This window comes from Kosakonia sp. CFBP8986 (genome assembly GCF_034044935.1).
In the GTDB taxonomy this organism is placed as follows: Bacteria; Pseudomonadota; Gammaproteobacteria; order Enterobacterales; family Enterobacteriaceae; genus Kosakonia; species Kosakonia cowanii.
This window is the reverse complement of record NZ_JAXCXB010000003.1, coordinates 393,549-412,182: the sequence shown is the minus strand read 5'-3', so window position 1 is coordinate 412,182 and position 18,634 is coordinate 393,549. Positions and strand designations below refer to the sequence as shown.

Annotated in this window: 17 protein-coding genes; 12 read left to right on the top strand and 5 right to left on the bottom strand. The window is 54.9% G+C overall.

Annotated features, from left to right (window positions below):
- Nucleotides 1-80 precede the first annotated feature (80 nt).
- Nucleotides 81-869 (top strand): siderophore-iron reductase FhuF, encoded by a 789-nt coding sequence (fhuF, locus tag SOM48_RS08655; RefSeq protein ID WP_139567766.1) that lies wholly within the window; start codon nucleotides 81-83, stop codon nucleotides 867-869.
- 49 nt (nucleotides 870-918) lie between these two features.
- On the opposite strand, the gene SOM48_RS08650 is transcribed toward fhuF, so the two are convergent.
- Entirely contained in the window at nucleotides 919-2,262 is a 1,344-nt protein-coding gene (locus tag SOM48_RS08650) for a PTS sugar transporter subunit IIC (RefSeq protein ID WP_023480312.1), read from the bottom strand.
- 336 nt (nucleotides 2,263-2,598) lie between these two features.
- Here SOM48_RS08650 and SOM48_RS08645 point away from each other — a divergent pair, with 336 nt between their 5' ends.
- On the top strand, nucleotides 2,599-3,057 hold the full coding sequence (locus tag SOM48_RS08645) for a YbaK/EbsC family protein (RefSeq protein WP_042715755.1): 459 nt from the start codon (nucleotides 2,599-2,601) through the stop codon (nucleotides 3,055-3,057).
- Between the two features lie 50 nt (nucleotides 3,058-3,107).
- On the opposite strand, the gene bglJ is transcribed toward SOM48_RS08645, so the two are convergent.
- Both bglJ and SOM48_RS08635 read right to left on the bottom strand, forming a co-directional pair.
- A complete protein-coding gene (bglJ, locus tag SOM48_RS08640; protein ID WP_076770267.1) occupies nucleotides 3,108-3,728 on the bottom strand; it encodes a DNA-binding transcriptional activator BglJ in 621 nt (206 codons plus the stop codon).
- A gap of 20 nt (nucleotides 3,729-3,748) precedes the next feature.
- Nucleotides 3,749-4,480: a LuxR C-terminal-related transcriptional regulator gene (locus SOM48_RS08635; protein WP_369811826.1), complete on the bottom strand. Its 732-nt coding sequence runs from the start codon at nucleotides 4,478-4,480 to the stop codon at nucleotides 3,749-3,751.
- A gap of 528 nt (nucleotides 4,481-5,008) precedes the next feature.
- Here SOM48_RS08635 and SOM48_RS08630 point away from each other — a divergent pair.
- From SOM48_RS08630 to opgB, 7 genes are all read left to right on the top strand, one after another.
- Nucleotides 5,009-5,785 carry a threonine/serine exporter family protein gene (locus tag SOM48_RS08630; RefSeq protein ID WP_312480168.1) on the top strand — a complete coding sequence of 259 codons (777 nt, stop codon included), beginning with the start codon at nucleotides 5,009-5,011 and terminating at the stop codon, nucleotides 5,783-5,785.
- On the top strand, nucleotides 5,776-6,249 hold the full coding sequence (locus SOM48_RS08625; protein ID WP_042715758.1) for a threonine/serine exporter: 474 nt from the start codon (nucleotides 5,776-5,778) through the stop codon (nucleotides 6,247-6,249). Before SOM48_RS08630 ends, SOM48_RS08625 begins: the two co-directional genes overlap by 10 nt.
- 53 nt (nucleotides 6,250-6,302) lie before the next feature.
- Nucleotides 6,303-6,758 carry a MarR family winged helix-turn-helix transcriptional regulator gene (locus SOM48_RS08620; protein WP_054802767.1) on the top strand — a complete coding sequence of 152 codons (456 nt, stop codon included), beginning with the start codon at nucleotides 6,303-6,305 and terminating at the stop codon, nucleotides 6,756-6,758.
- 80 nt (nucleotides 6,759-6,838) lie between these two features.
- On the top strand, nucleotides 6,839-7,267 hold the full coding sequence (locus SOM48_RS08615) for an organic hydroperoxide resistance protein (protein ID WP_042715761.1): 429 nt from the start codon (nucleotides 6,839-6,841) through the stop codon (nucleotides 7,265-7,267).
- 165 nt (nucleotides 7,268-7,432) lie between these two features.
- On the top strand, nucleotides 7,433-7,972 hold the full coding sequence (gene dnaT / locus SOM48_RS08610; protein ID WP_054802766.1) for a primosomal protein DnaT: 540 nt from the start codon (nucleotides 7,433-7,435) through the stop codon (nucleotides 7,970-7,972).
- Between the two features lie 2 nt (nucleotides 7,973-7,974).
- Complete coding sequence (dnaC, locus tag SOM48_RS08605) at nucleotides 7,975-8,712, top strand: replicative helicase loader DnaC (protein WP_023480325.1); 738 nt, start codon at nucleotides 7,975-7,977, stop codon at nucleotides 8,710-8,712.
- Nucleotides 8,713-8,931: 219 nt separating this feature from the next.
- Complete coding sequence (gene opgB, locus SOM48_RS08600) at nucleotides 8,932-11,220, top strand: phosphatidylglycerol--membrane-oligosaccharide glycerophosphotransferase (RefSeq protein WP_289747162.1); 2,289 nt, start codon at nucleotides 8,932-8,934, stop codon at nucleotides 11,218-11,220.
- Nucleotides 11,221-11,254: 34 nt separating this feature from the next.
- Here the strand turns inward: opgB and tsr are convergent, their stop codons facing one another.
- Entirely contained in the window at nucleotides 11,255-12,919 is a 1,665-nt protein-coding gene (gene tsr, locus SOM48_RS08595; RefSeq protein ID WP_128483691.1) for a methyl-accepting chemotaxis protein, read from the bottom strand.
- A 339-nt stretch (nucleotides 12,920-13,258) separates the two neighbouring features.
- On the opposite strand from tsr, the gene SOM48_RS08590 reads away from it, so the two are divergent.
- The 3 genes from SOM48_RS08590 (at nucleotide 13,259) to yjiA (ending at nucleotide 16,645) form a co-directional block, all read left to right on the top strand.
- Complete coding sequence (locus SOM48_RS08590; RefSeq protein ID WP_094419297.1) at nucleotides 13,259-15,412, top strand: carbon starvation CstA family protein; 2,154 nt, start codon at nucleotides 13,259-13,261, stop codon at nucleotides 15,410-15,412.
- Between the two features lie 62 nt (nucleotides 15,413-15,474).
- On the top strand, nucleotides 15,475-15,678 hold the full coding sequence (locus tag SOM48_RS08585) for a YbdD/YjiX family protein (protein WP_054802764.1): 204 nt from the start codon (nucleotides 15,475-15,477) through the stop codon (nucleotides 15,676-15,678).
- A gap of 10 nt (nucleotides 15,679-15,688) precedes the next feature.
- Nucleotides 15,689-16,645, top strand: a complete 957-nt coding sequence (gene yjiA / locus SOM48_RS08580) for a GTPase (RefSeq protein ID WP_313354235.1) — start codon at nucleotides 15,689-15,691, stop codon at nucleotides 16,643-16,645.
- 315 nt (nucleotides 16,646-16,960) lie between these two features.
- On the opposite strand, the gene SOM48_RS08575 is transcribed toward yjiA, so the two are convergent.
- Nucleotides 16,961-18,331, bottom strand: coding sequence for an NAD-dependent succinate-semialdehyde dehydrogenase (locus SOM48_RS08575; RefSeq protein ID WP_023480374.1), 1,371 nt, complete (start codon nucleotides 18,329-18,331; stop codon nucleotides 16,961-16,963).
- Between the last annotated feature and the right edge of the window lie 303 nt (nucleotides 18,332-18,634).

Below are 18,634 nucleotides of genomic sequence, written 5' to 3'. Positions count from 1 at the left end.
GATAAACAACTTGCTATCGGTTTGGCCTCTGGATAGGATTGGCAATCATTATCATTTAGATTCCTTCTGCAGCTGGGGCTATGGCATACCGTACCGCATCGATTACGCAACAAGTTATCTGGCAAAGCCCGCTTCATGACGAGCGCGACTCGCTGGCGACTGCCATGCGGGATGCGATTGCCAGCACGCGGGCCCATCTGCTCGATTTCCTGCGCCTTAATGAAGATGTCCCCCATCATGCAATGACGCTGGCGGAGTGGTCGCGCCCAACGGCGTTAAGCTCGCTTATTGCCACCTACTCCGATCATATTTACCGTAACAACCCCACAGAGCCGCGTGAAAGCAAACCGCTGCTCTCGCTGTGGGCGCAATGGTATCTCGGGCTGATGGTGCCGCCGCTGTTGCTGACGCTGTTGACGCAAAAGAGCGCGCTGGATTTAGACCCCGATAACTTCCACGTTGAATTTCACGAAAGCGGTCGCGCTGCCTGCTTCTGGATCGATGTTCAGCAGGATCACAGCCTGACGCTGAAGAATGATGCCGAACGTATTGCCGCCCTGGTCACCCATACCATCCAGCCCGTTATCAAGGCGCTGGAAGCGACGGGCGACATCAATGGCAAACTTATCTGGAGCAACACCGGTTACCTGATTAACTGGTATCTGGGCGAAATGATGCCGCTTATCGGCGAAGCCCGGCTGGCCGCCCTGCGCCAGATCTGCTTTTTCGAAAAAGCGCTTGCTGACGGCAGCGACAACCCGCTATGGCGCACGGTCGTGCTGCGCGACGGCGCGCTGGTTCGTCGGACATGCTGCCAGCGCTATCGCCTGCCGGATGTTCAGCAGTGTGGCGATTGCACGCTGAAATAGCGTCGTACGCTGGAATAGCAAAGGGGCGATAATTCGCCCCTTTTTTGTATCAGGCAACCTGCCGATTTTCCTCTTCTGCGCGACGCGCCTCTTCCGCCTCTTGCTCCAGCAGTTGCTTCTCATACACCTTGAAGAAGGGGTAGTAGATAACCGCCGAGATTGCGGCGAGGAGCAGAACCAGCACGGCAGCGCGGAAATCCCAGCCTAATGCCCACGCGGCACCAATCGGCGCGGGCGCGGTCCACGGTACAACCGAAATCACGCGGCCAATCAGATCCATCTTCATCACCGCCCAGGCAATAATCGCATTGAGCGTCGGTGCCAGCAGGAAGGGAATAAAGAACACCGGATTCATCACAATCGGTGTGCCGAAAATCACCGGCTCATTAATGTTAAACAGACTTGGCACAACGCTGAGACGACCAATCGATCGTAGATGGACCGAGCGACTACGCAGGTAGCAGAACACCAGCCCCATGGTTGCGCCCGACCCGCCAATCACAATAAAGAAGGTCCAGAACGCCTCCATAAAGATATGCGGCAGCGGCGCGCTTTGCGCCAGCGCGCTCTGGTTGATACCCAGGTTGGTCAGCCAGAACATCTGCAGCATGCCAGAGACAATCGCTGCGCCGTGGATACCGGCAAACCAGAGCAGATGACCAATGATCACCGCCAGCAGGATCGCAGGCAGCGAGTCTGCCGCCGACACCAGCGGTTTAAACAGCGCCATGATCGCCTGCGGGATGAGCATATTGAACTGGGACTGAATCAGCAGGCTGAGCGGATAGAGCGTCAGTACCACCACCAGCACCGGGATCAGCAGATCGAAGGAGTTCTTAATCATCGGCGGCACCTGGTCCGGCAAGCGGATGCCAATGTTGTGCGCCTTCAGAAAACGCATCATCTCCACGCAGTAGATTGCCACAAGGATGGCGGTGAAAATCCCCGTGCCGCCAAGGCTGTCCACCGGTAGCGTGCCGCTGGTTTTCGGCGCGGCAACCAGTAAAAACGCCATCAGCGAGAGCATCGCGCACATAAAGGGATCAAGCTGATATGACTTCGCGTAGTGCTTGCCGAGGTTGTAGGCGATAGCGGCGCAAATGTAGATCGACATGATCCCCATTGTCATATCAAACGGCGTAAGGATCCGCCCTTCATACTGCTTCGCCAGATCCAGCCAACCGCGGGCAAAACCCCATGTGGTATCCGGCGAAAAAGGGGGATAAGCAAATACCAGTAAAAACGAACCGACAATCATAAAGGGCATCGCGGAGATAAAGCCGTCGCGGATGGCCATAACGTGGCGCTGGGAAGAGATACGCCCGGCTATCGGGCTGACATAGTTTTCAATAAACCGAAAGATAAGGTTAAACGCAGCATGGTTAGCAGACATCGTCGATCTCCTGTCAGACTTGCAAGGTAATGGCAACAGCAGCAGTGCAGCCGTGCCGCGATCGGTTTCGGATGGTTGAAACCATGCTGATTAGCGGACCAGCATTACAACTGAGTAGAGTAGGTTTCATAAGAGGCTCTTTTTATTTTAGGGTCAGGGGGAGTGACAAAATGAGTATTAACCTGCCCTGAGAACACTGCAACTGGTTCATGTAACCGGTTTCCGCGATTGTGAAGGGGATCGAGAAACGTAATGTAAGCGGTTTGTCATGATGGATTATTTACAGAGATAACTCGCTTGTGACAGATTAGCTGCGGTCTTTCGCAGGAGAACATCATGAGTTTGCAGTCCGTACGGCAATTCTTTGCCGATAACGCCCCCGATATCGATATTATTGAACTCAATCAAAGTACGGCAACCGTTGCGCTGGCGGCGGCGGCCCATCGTGTCGAGCCGGGCCAGATCGCCAAGACGCTGTCGTTAAAGGTGAAAAACGAGGTCATTCTGGTTGTCGCGAAAGGTGATGCCCGGCTTGATAATAAAAAACTGAAAAACACCTTCGGCGCAAAAGCGCGCATGTTGAGCAGTGATGAAGTAGTCACGATTACCGGTCATCCGGTCGGCGGCGTCTGCCCTTTTGGGCTGGAAACTCCGCTGGCGGTCTACTGTGATGTCTCGCTCAAACAGTATCCGGAAGTGTTGCCGGCGGCGGGCGCGATTCACAGCGCGGTGCGTATCTCACCGGAGCGCATGGCGGCGCTGACGTCCGCAAAGTGGATTGACGTTTGCCTGTAGGGTTGCTGCGCCAGGCCCGGTCCTGGCGCTTACGCGCAATGAAGCGAGCGTTACATCAGCTCAGATGCCGCCCGGGTGCTGGGCGGAATCCAGGTCAGAATATCCGCGGCATCAAGTAAACCGACATCGGATGTCACGCCCAATTTTGTCATGGCATTAAATTTGTGCGCGCGGATGGTTTTCACATTGCGGTCCAGCTGCGAGGCGATCTCTGCAATGGAAAAGCCCCGCGTCATATAGTGCAAAATCTCCCTTTCGGTTGGGCTTAACATACGAAACTGGCTGACGTAGCCATGATTAATCATGTTCTCGTTAACCCGCCGGGTTTCGCCAAGCAGCGTGGTGAGTTGCTCAAGCAGCATCGGCAACTCTGATGATTTACTTAAGATGCCGTGCAGGCGCGACGGAGAGAGGTGCCCCACCAGCCGCGCTTCTCTGTCATCTCCCGCCAGCACAATGCGCTGAACGTCCGGGCAGGAGAGCGAGAGCAGATGCAGGCACATCAGGCATTCGCGCCGCTCTTTACGCTGACCAAAAAGCGAATAGATGACCGAGAAATAGGCAGACTTTTTTAATGCCTGCCGAAAGGCAATATGATCCTTAAAAAAATGAAAAGAGTAGTTTGCAAAAACGGGCTCGCTGAATAAACTCTGCAACCCTTCCCGACTCATCATGCATTTTTCAATGATGGCTACATGTCCCGCTTGGCTAATGTTTTCCATTCATTATGGTCTCCATATGCTGATCCTAAATTCAGCTCTTTCATACCCTGATGGCTATTAATCCACGTGTACAAATCTGCATTACTGCGCAGTGATAATCGTCGCATTGCGCTATTTTTCTGCGCGCTGACGGTTTTGTTGCTTTTTTTGAGCAACATGGCGATTTGATTTATTCCCCACCCCTTTCCAAGAAGGCGTAACACTTTCCTTTCCGAAAAGGTGAGTAATTTTCGCGGCGCTGGCGTCTCTGCACAGTGCTGTCGTACCGCAGAAAGTAGCGTTGGGCTCACTTTAGGAGCGTTTTCTTCTCCGCCGCGTAGCGCATTAACCACACTGTCGATAGGCTCAATGTCGGCGAGTAGCATGGTTTGCGGCTGGATTAAAAAGTCCACCGCATCAGGATAAAATTCTGGGGAAATAAAGAAGAGCCAGCGCGTTTTATCGCATTGCGAGATCAAGGTGTAGTAGTGTTCACAGCGCTGCTGCGCAGACCGCAGCCCACCGGAGAAATCAATGATAACCAAGCTGCTATCCGCTAACTGCGGCAGCGTGACCTCCTCTATCGTGGCGTAATGCGTTACCGGATACTCAGGAAAATGATGCTCAAATATGCTGCCAATACCGGCCCTAAGTACGGGAGCCTGGCTAATAATAATCCCGTGATTGCCGCCTGGTGATAGCATAAAAACCTCCGCTTCCATTTGCGCTCTCTATCAATCCTCGTAATGAGTATTTACTCAATCGGTACCAATAATGCGTAAATTAACAATAATGTTCCGAACCAGCCGTTATAAGAATTGTTGGAATTTATGATTAGCAATTTAATATAAATATTTAAAATCATAATATTGCCAACGTGCGTGACAACATAACACAACGACTCTTCAAATACTTAGTGCCTTATTAAAAATAAAATAATTAAAAGAATATAATCAAATTGTATATAGTTAATAAAAGATTAATAACCTTAATAAATATTTAATCGCGCGTGTAACCCAGGAATATTAACGCTTACCAGGATTATCCGTAATATGTCATCGTAATTTACATGGCCTTTATAATAATATTCCTAGAAAGATTGGCACGGTAAATAACCATGGCGAAATCATTATCCGAATTTATTGCACACTTCTTGATCTGCGTTAGCGCCAGCCTCCCCCGCACCTGTGCTAAAAAGAGGTGTTCCGTTCCCCCTTTGCGAGCGGCGTGACCAGATAACCAGGGCAAGCATGCAAACAGACCACTCAACGCAGCGAACCATTACGCGCTTGTGTATTCAGTGCGGCCTTTTTTTGTTACAGCACGGCGCAGAGAGCGCGCTGGTGGAGGAGTTGTCGAGCCGCCTGGGGAAAGCGCTTGGCATGGACGCAGTCGAGAGCCTGATCTCCTCAAATGCCATCGTGTTAACCACCATTAAAGATGGCCACTGTCTGACCTCAACGCGCAAAAGCAGCGATCGCGGCATTAACATGCATATGGTGACGGAGGTGCAACATATCGTCATTCTCGCCGAGCATAAGCTGCTGGATCTTCAGGATGTAGAGAAGCGCTTCACCCAGCTAAAACCGCTGCGCTATCCGCGCTGGCTGGTGACGCTGATGGTCGGTCTCTCCTGCGCCTGCTTCTGCAAGCTCAATCGCGGCGGCTGGGACGGTGCGTTTATCACCTTCTGCGCCAGCAGCATCGCGATGTATGTCCGTCTGCTGCTGGCAGGAAGACATATGCATCCGCAAATCAACTTCTGTATTACCGCTTTTGTCGCCACCACCGTTTCCGGGCTGCTGCTCACCCTGCCCGCTTTTCTGCACTCCTCAACGGTAGCGATGGCCGCCAGCGTGCTGCTGCTGGTGCCAGGCTTTCCACTTATTAACGCTGTGGCCGACATGTTTAAAGGGCATATTAATACCGGGCTGGCGCGCTGGGCGATTGCCAGCCTGTTAACACTCGCGACCTGTATCGGTGTGGTGATGGCGATGACACTCTGGGGGCTGCGCGGATGGATATAATCTCGTTCTTCTACGCACTGGCACAAGATATGCTGCTGGCGGCCATTCCGGCAGTCGGGTTTGCGATGGTGTTTAACGTTCCTCACCGCGCGCTGCGCTGGTGCGGACTGCTTGGCGCCATCGGCCACGGCTCGCGTTTTGCCATGATGCATTGGGGTTTTAATATTGAGTGGTCGACGTTTGTCGCCTCAATGCTGGTAGGCTGCATTGGGATCCGCTGGTCGCGCTGGTATCTGGCGCACCCGAAGGTCTTTACTGTGGCAGCGGTCATTCCCATGTTTCCGGGAATCTCAGCCTATACGGCGATGATCTCGGCGGTAAAAATTAGTCACGTTGGCTACAGTGAAGCATTAATGATCCTGCTGTTGACCAACTTCCTGAAGGCCTGCTCGATCGTCGGTGCGCTGTCGATCGGTTTATCGCTGCCAGGGTTATGGATCTACCGTCGACGCCCGCGCGTTTAAGTTGCCTAAAAAATAACTTGCAATTAAATCGTACGCTACCTATATTTAAAACCATGAAGAAAAGCTCAACATCCACCGCGAATGAGCAGCTCGCGCTAGATAACCAGTTTTGTTTTGCACTCTACTCAACAAACCTGGCGCTGCATAAGCTTTATCGGCAGTTGTTAACGCCGATGAACCTGACCTATCCGCAGTATCTGGTCATGCTGGTGCTGTGGGAGAAAGACGACCTTACGGTGTCGGAGATTGGCGAGCGTCTGTTCCTCGACTCCGCCACGCTGACGCCGTTGTTAAAACGTCTGCAAAGCGCCGGGCTGATTGATCGCCAGCGTTCGCGGCATGATGAACGCCAGGTGGTTATCACCCTGAGCGAAAGCGGCCGTGAGTTACAGCAACAGGCTAAAGCCATCCCGGAAGCGATACGCTGCGCGGTGGCCTGCGATGATGCAACGCTGCGTGATGTCAAAAAGCAGCTGGAGCAGTTTCGTCAACAATTTCACCAGGCATAAATTCCCTTTCGGGGATTTATGCTGATATATAAATCGCACGCTATTTTATAGCAAACACTCAAGATGATAAGGAACCTGTCATGTCTTTAGAAAAAGTTGTTTACACTGCCAAAGCCAAAGCAACCGGAGGCCGTGACGGCCGCGCAACCTCTTCTGACGGCGTTCTCGACGTCAAACTGGGTGTGCCGAAAGAGATGGGCGGCGCGGGCGGTGAAGTAACCAACCCGGAGCAGCTGTTTGCCGCAGGCTACTCTGCCTGCTTCCTCGGCGCGATGAAGTTCGTGGCTGGCCGCGACAAAATCAGCATGCCGAAAGAGGCCTTTATTGAAGGTGAAGTGGGTATCGGCCCGTTGCCGACCGGTTTTGGTATTGAAGCCAAACTGAACATTCACCTGCCGGGGATGGACGCAGACGAAGCCAAAAAACTGGTCGACGCCGCGCACATCGTCTGCCCTTATTCTAATGCCACCCGTGGCAACATCGACGTTACGCTGAACATCATCGCGTAACGCATTTTTTAGCCAGCACTTTTGGGAAATGACAAAGCCGGGGCAACCCGGCTTTTTTCGTGCTGTGCTCTCCTTTCCGCACGCTGTGTTACTATGTGCCTTTCTGTCGGCGGCCTGTATTGCGCCCGCCACTCTTTCTGTCGTTACCCTGTTTGAGAACGTGTTATGTCTTCCAGAATCCTGACGTCGAATGTTATCGGCATTGATGAATTTATGCGTGATAACGCCGCGATACTGGCGCGCGCGGAAGGCGGTACCGTCGCCGTATTTGCAAATAACAGCCCTGCGTTTTACGCGCTCACCGCCGAGCGCCTTGAGCAGCTACTGGCGCTGGAAGCGCAGCTTTCGCGCCCGCCGAGCGATGTGTCGCTTGATGCGCAATTCTATGAAGAGCCTGCCGCCGCGCCGGTGAGCGTGCCAATGGGCAAATTCGCTATGTATCCGGGCTGGCAGCCAGACGCCGATTTTCAGCGCCTGGCCGCGCTGTGGGGCATCGCCCTCACCCAGCCAGCCACGCCGGAAGAGCTGGCGTCGTTTGTCGCTTACTGGCAGGCGGAAGGGAAAGTCTTCCACCACGTGCAGTGGCAGCAGAAGCTGGCGCGCAGCCTGCAAATCGGGCGCAGTAGCCAGAGCGGCGCGGCGAAGCGCGATATCAACACGCTCTCTGAACCGGACAACCACATTCCACCTGGCTTTCGAGGTTAGCGATGAAAAACGTTGGCGAATTGATGAAGCGGTTGCAAAAGATGATCCCGGCTCACGTCGAACCGGCGTTCAAAAACAGCGAAGAGTTGATGGCCTGGCAAAAGCAGCAGGGCGAACTGCGCTCAGCGGCGCTGGAGCGTGAAAACCGCGCCATGAAGATGCAGCGCACCTTTAACCGTTCTGGCATCCGCCCTCTGCATCAAAACTGCTCTTTTGACAATTATCGCGTCGAGACGGAAGGCCAGATGCGCGCCCTCAGCCAGGCGCGGCAGTATGTCGAAGAGTTTGATGGCAACATCGCCAGCTTTATCTTCTCCGGCAAACCGGGCACTGGCAAAAACCATCTTGCCGCCGCCATCTGCAACGAACTGCTGCTGCGCGGTAAGTCGGTGCTGATTATCACCGTGGCGGACATCATGTCGGCGATGAAAGAGACCTTCGGCAACCGCGAAAGCAGCGAAGAGCAGTTGCTGAATGATTTGAGTAGTGTCGACCTGCTGGTGATCGACGAAATCGGTATGCAGACCGAGTCGCGCTACGAAAAAGTGATCATCAACCAGATTGTCGATCGCCGCTCCTCTTCAAAGCGCCCGACCGGCATGCTGACTAACAGCAATATGGACGAAATGAATAAGCTGCTCGGCGAACGCGTGATGGATCGCATGCGTCTCGGCAACAGTTTGTGGGTCATCTTCAACTGGGACAGTTACCGCAGCCGCGTCACCGGTAAAGAGTACTAAAATCAGCGCCTTCAACGCCGCGTTATCCCCAATGCGGCGTTTTTACCCCTTTTACGCTGTGCGATAGCGATCACCTTTCCCGCTTTCTAAACCAATTCTGAATAAACCGCCGATAAGATGACACTACAATTGCAGGCAGGTGACATCGTCATTAAATTATATCCCCTGTTACAAATATTCATGACCAGTAATATCTCTGGCGCTTTTGAGGAATAACGGTTGTCCGGATTGCTCTCCCTTGTCCTGTTTATCGCCTCAGTGGCGATTTATGCTACGAAAGCGGGCCGCAATAAGTGGTGGTTTAGCGCCACGCTTCTCGTATTAGGCCTGTTTGTTCTATTAAACATCACCCTTTATGCCAGCAACTACTTTACCGGCGACGGCATTAACGATGCGGTGATCTACACCCTGACTAACAGCCTGACCGGCGCGGGTATCGGCAAATATCTGCTGCCCGGCGCAGGCTTAGTGCTGGCATTGGTCGCTCTGTTTTGCGCCCTCGGCTGGGTGCTGCGCCGTCGCCGCCATATGCCCCACCATTTTGGTTACAGCCTGCTGGCTTTGGCGCTGGCCTTAGGCTCGGTGGATGCCAGCCCGGCGTTCCGCCAGATAACGGAGCTTGTGAAGTCGCAAACCCGCGAAAGCGATCCCGATTTTGCCGCCTGGTACAAAGTGCCCGCAAAGCAGATCCCCAACCCGCAGTTGAACCTGGTCTATATCTACGGCGAAAGCCTCGAGCGCACCTACTTTAATGAGGATGCTTTTCCCGGACTGACGCCGGAGCTTGGCGCGCTGAAAGCTGAAAGCCTCGATTTTAGCCATACCGAACAGCTGCCCGGTACCGATTACACCATTGCCGGCATGGTCTCCTCGCAGTGTGGCATTCCGCTCTTCGCGCCGTTCGAAGGCAATGCCTCCGCGTCGGTCTCCAGCTTCTTCCCGCAAAACCTCTGCCTCGGCGATATTCTGAAAAACTCCGGGTATGAGAACCACTTTGTGCAGGGGGCGAACCTGCGTTTTGCCGGTAAAGATGTGTTCCTCAAATCTCACGGTTTTGACCATCTGATTGGCGCCGAGGAGCTGAAAAACCAGGTCGCGGATCCCAGTTATCGCAATGACTGGGGCTTTTACGACGATACGGTGCTGGATACCGTCTGGCAGCAGTATGAATCCCTCTCCCGCGCCGGTAAGCGCTTCTCTCTGTTTGCGCTGACGGTGGACACCCACCACCCGGACGGCTTTATCTCCCGCGGCTGCGAGCGCAAAAGCTACCGTTATGACGATAAAGTGAACCAGTCATTCAGCGCGGTGACCTGCAGCCAGCAGAATATCGCCAGATTGATTAACCGCATCAAAGCGTCGCCGTGGTTTAAAGATACGGTCATTGTGGTCTCGTCCGATCATCTGGCGATGAACAACAGTGCCTGGAAATACCTGAACAAACAGGATCGCAGCAATCTCTTCTTCGTCCTGCGCGGCGACCAGCCGCAGCAGGATCTCTCCGGCATTAAGCGCAGCACGCTGGATAATGGCGCGACCGTGCTCGATATTCTCGGCGGCGACAACTTCCTCGGCCTCGGTCGCAGCAGCCTCTCCGGGCAGTCGCTCTCCGGCGTCTTCCTCAACATGAAGCAGAAGGTGCTGGCGTGGAAGCCGGATATCATCCGCCTGTGGAACTTCCCCAAAGAGATGAAGGATTTCACCATCGATGGGGAAAAACAGACCATCACCTTCTCCGGCAGCCAGTTCCGCCTGCCGCTGCTGGTGCGCGTGTCGGAGAAAATCGAGCCGTTGCCGGAGAGTGAATACTCCGCGCCGCTGCGTTTCCAGCTGGCGGATTTCGCGCCGCGCGACAACTTTGTCTGGGTCGATCGCTGCTACAAAATGGCGCGGCTCTGGGCACCTGAACTCGCACTTTCAACCGACTGGTGCGTCTCGCAGGGTCAACTTGGCGGTGAACAGCAGGTGCAGCGCGTGGATAAAACGCAGTGGCACGGGAAAACGGCTTTTAAACAGTCAGTTATCGATACTGCCCGCTACCAGAAGAGCGTCGATACGCTGAAGATCCTCGATGATGACATTCGCTATAAAGCCGACAGTTTTATTTTTAATGTCGCGGGCGCGCCGGAAGAGGTGAAACAGTTTAACGGCATCTCACGCCCGGAAAGCTGGGGGCGCTGGTCAAATGCCCAGCTTGGTAAAGAGGTGGCCATTGAGTACCAGCAGCCGCTGCCGGCGCAGTTCGATCTGGTGATCACCGCGAAAGCGTTTGGTGATAACGCCAATCGCCCGATCCCGGTGCGTGTCGGCAATGAAGAACAGATGTTGACGCTGAGTCATGAGGTGAGCACCACCACGCTCCATTTCACCAATCGCGCGGGCAGTAACAAGCTGGTAATTGTGCCGCCGGATCCGCAGTCGACCAACGAAGGGAATATCCTCGGTCATGCGCCGCGTCAGCTGGGGATTGGTCTGGTAGAGATAAAAGTGGTGAAACGCGAAGGGTAAAAGCGCGCCCTGCAGAGCAGGGCGCAGCGGGAAATCAGAAGGTTTCCCAGTTTTCGCCAGAGGTAGTCGCGACCACTTTACGCGGCAGCACCGCCGGCGCGGCTTTGTTACCACCGGCTGTTTTCGCAGCAGCACGCTGCTCGTTCATCAGGCGGAACACGGCAACCGCTTCAGTCAGACGGCTGGCCTGCTCTTCCAGCGCGGCGGCCGCCGCGGCAGACTCTTCCACCAGCGAGGCGTTCTGCTGTGTCACGCGATCCATCTCGGCAACGGCAAGGCCAACCTGGTCGATACCGCGGCTCTGCTCATCAGAGGCAGAGGCGATTTCGCCCATGATATCGGTCACGCGTGTAACGGCGTTAACGATCTCATCCATCGTTTCACCGGCGCTCTCAACCAGCGTGGAACCCACTTCAACGCGACCAACAGAGTCCTCAATCAGGCTCTTAATCTCACGCGCCGCCTGGGCACTGCGCTGGGCAAGGTTACGCACTTCACCAGCAACCACGGCAAAACCACGGCCCTGTTCACCGGCACGCGCCGCTTCCACCGCGGCGTTAAGCGCCAGGATGTTGGTCTGGAAGGCAATCCCATCAATCACGCTGATGATGTCAGCGATTTTCTGCGAACTGGCGGTGATATCACGCATGGTCTGCACCACGTTATCCACCACTTTGCCGCCTTTCTGCGCCGTTTCCGACGCGCTCAGCGCGAGGTTGCTCGCCTGACGGGCGTTTTCGGCGTTCTGTTTCACCGTCGCAGTCAGCTCTTCCATGCTGGCAGCGGTCTCTTCCAGAGAAGCGGCCTGCTGTTCAGTACGTGAAGAGAGATCGTTGTTACCCACGGAGATTTCGCTGGCACCGCTGTAAATCGCGTTAGCGCCATTACGCACATCGCTGACGGTGCGCACCAGTTCACCCTGCATGTGACGCAGGCTGTCAGCCAACACGCCCATTTCGTTGGAGCCCTGCACTTCAATGCGCTGGCCCAGATCGCCACCGGCGATATGGCGAATGTTGTCGATCAGGTGGTTCAGCGGTGCGATCAGCGCACGTTTGATCCCCACCCATACGGCGATGATCACCAACAGCACCACCAGCAGCACGCTGATAATGATCCAGATAGCAGAACCGTAGGAGCTCTCACTGTCAGCCACGGCGGCGTCATACAGACGATCGTTCTGCTGTAAGTAGGAGACATACTGCTTCTCGAAGCCATCCTGGTAGCTTTGCGTCGGCTGATCGAAGAACTCGTTGATCTTGCCTGCACCAAGTAACTGGATCAGATCCGCCAGCGCGTTGTGGTAGATATCGTAATTACGCTTGATCTCCGCCGCTGCCTCTTCGCTCTGACGCGGATCGCGCGGCAATGCCTGGTAGGCATTCCAGTTCACTTCCGCCTGTTTCAACGAGGTGCTGGCAATCTGCATCAGTTCCGGAACGGTCGCGCCGCTGCCGATATTGTTCTGATCCATCATGTAGCGGATACCCGCGCGGTTCAGGGTGTTACGGGTTTGCAGCAGCGCAACCCAGCTGCCGTTAAGCGTGGATTGTTGCTGACGAATGGTTTGAAGGACGGTGAAGTTTTCTTTGTCTTGCTTTAGCGAATTAAAGAACAATCCGCCGGAGGTGAGTTGTAAAAGGCCAAATAATCCGAGAACCAGTAACAAGCTGGTCACGATTTTGATGCGCGTTAACATATCATTCTCTTTCCTTATAGATAGTAAGTAGATTTTCGGCCTGGCGGGGAAAAACTTTATGGCTAAATGCACTATTTTGTAGGGAGATTAATAGCGCCATCAGCCTGTTACGTTGGCTAAATTGTGGCGATCTTACGTGATCTTGCTCACATAATTTTTCGGAATAGTTGTAGTGTAAAACCTCTTAGACCCACTTCGATACCGCTCACCGCGCTTATATAACCGCTCGGCAAAATCGCCCCCTTTCGCGCGCGTGATTTGCCATCATGGCGGGCAGCATTTGTCCTGTTTAACACCACACACATCTCTTCCCTATTTCTGATAAAAACCAGGTCTGCTATGGATACAAAAAAACTCTTTAAGCACGTTCCGTGGGTCATCCTTGGGGTAATCGGTGCTTTTTGTCTGTCGGTCGTCGCGTTACGCAGGGGTGAGCATGTCAGCGCCCTGTGGATCGTGGTCGCCTCCGTCTCTGTTTATCTTGTTGCTTATCGTTACTACAGCCTCTACATCGCCCAAAAGGTGATGAAACTTGATCCAACCCGCGCCACACCTGCGGTGATCAATAACGACGGTCTTAACTACGTACCAACCAACCGCTACGTGCTGTTTGGTCACCACTTTGCCGCTATCGCCGGCGCCGGCCCGCTGGTCGGCCCGGTACTCGCCGCGCAGATGGGCTACTTGCCCGGCACCCTCTGGCTGCTGGCGGGCGTCGTTCTGGCGGGAGCGGTGCAGGACTTTATGGTGCTGTTTATCTCCTCACGGCGTAACGGTGCGTCGCTCGGCGAGATGGTTAAAGAGGAGATGGGCCGCGTGCCGGGTACCATTGCCCTCTTCGGCTGCTTCCTGATCATGATTATCATCCTGGCGGTGCTGGCGCTGATTGTGGTGAAAGCGCTGGCAGAGAGCCCGTGGGGCGTCTTTACCGTCTGCTCAACGGTGCCGATTGCGCTGTTTATGGGCATCTATATGCGCTTCCTGCGACCGGGCCGCGTCGGCGAAGTGTCAGTAATCGGCATTGTGCTGCTGGTAGCGTCAATCTGGATGGGCGGCGTGATTTCCCAGGATCCTTACTGGGGCCCGGCGCTGACCTTTAAAGACACCACCATCACCTTTGCGCTGATTGGCTATGCCTTTATCTCAGCCCTGCTGCCGGTGTGGCTGATCCTCGCCCCGCGCGACTACCTGGCAACCTTCCTGAAAATCGGCGTGATTGTTGGCCTGGCGTTGGGGATCGTGATCCTCAACCCGGAACTGAAGATGCCTGCGGTAACGCAGTATATCGACGGCACCGGCCCGCTGTGGAAAGGCGCGCTCTTCCCGTTCCTGTTTATTACCATCGCCTGCGGCGCGGTCTCCGGCTTCCATGCGCTGATCGCCTCCGGTACCACGCCGAAACTGCTGGCCAATGAGACCGACGCGCGCTTTATCGGTTATGGCGCGATGCTGATGGAGTCCTTTGTGGCGGTGATGGCGCTGGTGGCAGCCTCCATTATCGAACCGGGCCTCTATTTCGCCATGAACACGCCGCCTGCGGGCCTTGGCATCACCATGCCAAACCTGCATGAACTCGGCACGGAGCATGCGCCGATGATCATGGCGCAGTTGCAGGATGTCACTGCGCACGCCGCGGCGACGGTCAGCTCCTGGGGCTTTGTGATTTCGCCAGAGCAGATCCTGCAAACCGCGAAAGATATCGGTGAACCCTCCGTGCTCAACCGTGCGGGCGGCGCGCCAACGCTGGCCGTCGGGATCGCCCATGTGTTCCACAAAATCATTCCAATGGCGGATATGGGTTTCTGGTATCACTTCGGCATTCTGTTTGAAGCGCTGTTTATTCTGACCGCGCTGGATGCGGGCACCCGCGCAGGCCGCTTTATGCTGCAGGATCTGCTGGGTAACTTCGTGCCGTTCCTGAAGAAAACCGACTCGCTGGTGGCCGGTGTAGTGGGTACTGCCGGTTGCGTTGGCCTGTGGGGTTACCTGCTCTATCAGGGCGTGGTCGATCCATTAGGCGGCGTGAAGAGCCTGTGGCCGCTGTTCGGTATCTCTAACCAGATGCTGGCCGCCGTGGCACTGCTGCTCGGCACCGTGATCCTGGTGAAGATGCAGCGCACCAAATACATCTGGGTAACGGTCGTTCCGGCCACCTGGCTGCTGATCTGCACCACTTGGGCGCTCGGCCTGAAGCTCTTTAGCAGCAACCCGCAACTGGAAGGCTTCCTCTACATGGCTAACCAGTACAAAGCGAAGATTGCCGCGGGCGGCAGCGAACTGAGCGCAGAGCAGATTGCCAACATGAACCATATCGTGGTGAACAACTACACCAACGCCGGGTTAAGCATTCTGTTCCTTGTAGTGGTTTACAGCATCATCTTCTACGGCATCAAAACGTGGCTCCAGGTACGCAATAACACCACGCGTACCGATAAAGAGACGCCGTATGTGCCGGTGCCGGAAGGCGGCGTCAAAACCTCTTCACACCATTAATCTCAACCCTGTGCCGGAGCGGGCTCGCCCCTCTCCGGCATTACCAATATCTGGATGCGCGAATGTTTGGTAACTTAGGCCAGGCGAAAAAGTACCTTGGGCAGGCGGCAAAAATGCTGATTGGTATTCCGGACTATGACAACTATGTTGATCATATGAAAACCAACCATCCCGATACGCCCTATATGACCTACGAAGAGTTTTTCCGCGAGCGTCAACAGGCGCGTTACGGCGGCGATGGCAAAGGCGGCGTCCGCTGTTGTTAAAGGAGAGTCCATGACACCTGTTGCAGTTACCCTGCTGACCGGCTTTCTCGGTGCCGGCAAAACCACCCTCTTGCGCCACATCCTCAATGCACAACACGGCTATCAGATTGCGGTTATCGAAAATGAGTTCGGCGAGGTCTCCGTTGACGATCAGCTGATTGGCGATCGCGCCACGCAGATCAAAACACTGACCAATGGCTGCATCTGCTGTAGCCGCTCGAATGAGCTGGAAGATGCATTGTTGGATCTGCTTGACGGGCTCGATCGTGGCGAACTCCACTTTGATCGGTTGGTGATCGAGTGCACCGGCATGGCCGATCCCGGCCCGATCATTCAGACCTTCTTCTCCCATGAGATCCTCTGCCAGCGATATCTGCTCGACGGCGTGATTGCGCTGGTCGATGCGGTGCATGCAGATGAGCAGATGAACCAGTTTACGCTGGCGCAATCGCAGGTTGGTTACGCGGATCGTATTCTGCTGACCAAAACCGATGTCGCGCCGGATAACGCGCCGCTGCGCGAACGGCTGGCCCGCATCAACGCCCGCGCGCCCATCTACACCGTGACCCACGGCGATATCGATCTCGCGTTGCTGTTTAATACCAGCGGTTTTATGCTCGAAGAGCATGTGGTCGCCGCCAAACCGCGCTTCCACTTTATGGCCGATAAGCAGAACGATATCAGCTCGATTGTGGTGGAACTGGACTACCCGGTGGATATCAGCGAGGTGTCGCGGGTGATGGAGAACCTGCTGCTGAGCTTTGCGGAGAAGCTGCTGCGCTACAAAGGGATGCTGTGGATCGACGGCGAGCCGAACCGCCTGTTGTTCCAGGGCGTGCAGCGCCTCTACAGCGCGGACTGGGATCGCCCGTGGGGCGACGAAACACCGAACAGTACGCTGGTGTTTATCGGCGTGCAGCTGCCGGAGGAGGAGATCAGAGCGGCGTTTGCCGGGCTGAAAAAGTAACTGCCTGATGGCGCTACGCTTATCAGGCCTACAAAAACACACCAGCACGTATGTAGGCCGGATAAGGCAAAGCCGCCATCCGGCAAAAAACCGAATCGCGACTCACAATGGACATCGGGTCACGCGTAGGCCGGATAAGCGCAAGCGCCATCCGGCAAAACCGAATGGCGACTCACAATGGATATGGGGTCACGCGTAGGCCGGATAAGGCAAAGCCGCCATCCGGCAAAACCGAATGGCGGCCCACAATCGATATGGGGTCACGCGTAGGCCGGATAAGCGCAAGCGCCATCCGGCAAACGACGCCAGCTAAGGCTACTGACGCACCACTACCAGCTTCTGGTTCACAAACTCTTTGATCCCCAGATCCGACAGCTCACGCCCAAAGCCCGAGCGTTTCACCCCACCGAACGGCAATTCTGCCGCGGTATCGGTCAGCCAGTTGATGTAAACCATCCCGGTTTCAATCCGCGAGGCCAGCCCTTTCGCGCGCTCAATATCCCGGCTGAAGATCGCCCCGCCAAGGCCATAATGGGAGTCGTTCGCCAGGCGCACCGCCTCTTCATCGTCTTGCACCACATAAACCTGCGCCACCGGGCCGAAGAACTCTTCGAAGTACGCCGGGTTATCACGGGTAATGTGAGTCAGGATCGTCGGCTCAAAGAAGTTACCTTCGCTGTTCGCCGGTTTACCCCCGAAGTGGAGTTTTGCCCCCTTCTGCACCGCTTCACTCACCTGTTTGCTAAGGGTCTCCAGCGCATCTTTCGATGATAGCGGCCCAAGCGTGGTGCTCTCATCAAGCGGGTCGCCCATCTTCACCTGCTGGAAAGCGTCGGTGAACTGGCGCAGGAACTGATCGGCCACTTTCTGGTGCACGATAAAACGTTTCGCCGCGGTACAGACCTGCCCGGCGTTTGCCAGACGCGCCTGCACGCCTGTTTTCACCGCCTTCTCCAGATCGGCGTCGTCGAGCACGATAAAGACGTCGTTACCGCCCAGTTCGAGGGTCGATTTTTTGATGTGCTTCGCCGCCTGCGACGCTACTGCACTACCCGCTTTTTCCGAACCGGTCAGGGCTGCGCCCTGCACGCGCGGGTCAGCGATAATCGCCGAGACCTGATCGGAAGAGATAAACAGGTTAGTCCATGCCCCTTCCGGTGCACCCGCTTCGCGCACCAGATGGGCGAAGGCTTCGGCGCAGTGCGGCACGATGCTGGCGTGCTTACAAATTACCGGGTTACCGGCGGCCAGGTTCGGGGCCAGCACACGAATGAGCTGGTAGTAAGGGAAGTTCCACGGCTCGACCGCCATGATGATGCCGATCGGATGGTGTTCAACCCAGGCATCGCCCAGCTCGGTGTCATATTTCACCGGGGCAAGGAATTTTTTTGCGTTGTCCGCATAGTAACGAGCGATCTGCGCACAGATCTGCACCTCGCTGCGGCTCTGGGCAATCAGTTTCCCCATCTCCTGGGTGGCGATTTTCGCCAGCTCCTCCTGATGGCTCTCCAGCAGGTCAGCCAGTTTATGCAGTACCGGCAGCCGCTGGTCGATGCTCCCTTTTGCCCACTCGGAGTGGTAAAGGGCGTCAGCCTGGCGCAGCGTCGCCTCAATATCGGCATCGCTGTGGTTCGGATACGCTTTAATCAGCTGATTGTTGAAAGGATTCACTGTCTGGTAAGCCATATGGGTCTCCTTAATTTACCGCTTAGGGTAATAAGGGTAGTAAAGCGTCAGGAGGCGTGAAGTAAAGTTGAGTATATCCGGAGTGTTCTTATGTTTCATTTAGCGTGATATTTTTGCCGCCATGAAATTTAAAACTCAAACAAGAAATTAAAAATCAAAGGCTTATATTATTTTTAAAGTAATAGAACCTTATTTAACCCTGAAATATTTCTGGATAAGTAAATAAACGCTCCTGCCTGTCACTTTTTGTTCAATTAAAGCTTAATTAACGCCGCTTTATTTCCACCCCGCCTGCATCCGCTA

Coding starts and splice junctions, on each gene's coding strand:
- SOM48_RS08625 (WP_042715758.1), top strand. CDS start 5,776: ATGGATATAATCTCGTTCTTCTACGCACTGGCACAAGATATGCTGCTG.
- yjiA (WP_313354235.1), top strand. CDS start 15,689: ATGACACCTGTTGCAGTTACCCTGCTGACCGGCTTTCTCGGTGCCGGC.
- SOM48_RS08630 (WP_312480168.1), top strand. CDS start 5,009: ATGCAAACAGACCACTCAACGCAGCGAACCATTACGCGCTTGTGTATT.
- SOM48_RS08585 (WP_054802764.1), top strand. CDS start 15,475: ATGTTTGGTAACTTAGGCCAGGCGAAAAAGTACCTTGGGCAGGCGGCA.
- dnaC (WP_023480325.1), top strand. CDS start 7,975: ATGAAAAACGTTGGCGAATTGATGAAGCGGTTGCAAAAGATGATCCCG.
- SOM48_RS08650 (WP_023480312.1), bottom strand. CDS start 2,262: ATGTCTGCTAACCATGCTGCGTTTAACCTTATCTTTCGGTTTATTGAA.
- SOM48_RS08620 (WP_054802767.1), top strand. CDS start 6,303: ATGAAGAAAAGCTCAACATCCACCGCGAATGAGCAGCTCGCGCTAGAT.
- SOM48_RS08590 (WP_094419297.1), top strand. CDS start 13,259: ATGGATACAAAAAAACTCTTTAAGCACGTTCCGTGGGTCATCCTTGGG.
- SOM48_RS08645 (WP_042715755.1), top strand. CDS start 2,599: ATGAGTTTGCAGTCCGTACGGCAATTCTTTGCCGATAACGCCCCCGAT.
- bglJ (WP_076770267.1), bottom strand. CDS start 3,728: ATGAGTCGGGAAGGGTTGCAGAGTTTATTCAGCGAGCCCGTTTTTGCA.
- SOM48_RS08635 (WP_369811826.1), bottom strand. CDS start 4,480: ATGGAAGCGGAGGTTTTTATGCTATCACCAGGCGGCAATCACGGGATT.
- SOM48_RS08615 (WP_042715761.1), top strand. CDS start 6,839: ATGTCTTTAGAAAAAGTTGTTTACACTGCCAAAGCCAAAGCAACCGGA.
- SOM48_RS08575 (WP_023480374.1), bottom strand. CDS start 18,331: ATGGCTTACCAGACAGTGAATCCTTTCAACAATCAGCTGATTAAAGCG.
- fhuF (WP_139567766.1), top strand. CDS start 81: ATGGCATACCGTACCGCATCGATTACGCAACAAGTTATCTGGCAAAGC.
- dnaT (WP_054802766.1), top strand. CDS start 7,433: ATGTCTTCCAGAATCCTGACGTCGAATGTTATCGGCATTGATGAATTT.
- tsr (WP_128483691.1), bottom strand. CDS start 12,919: ATGTTAACGCGCATCAAAATCGTGACCAGCTTGTTACTGGTTCTCGGA.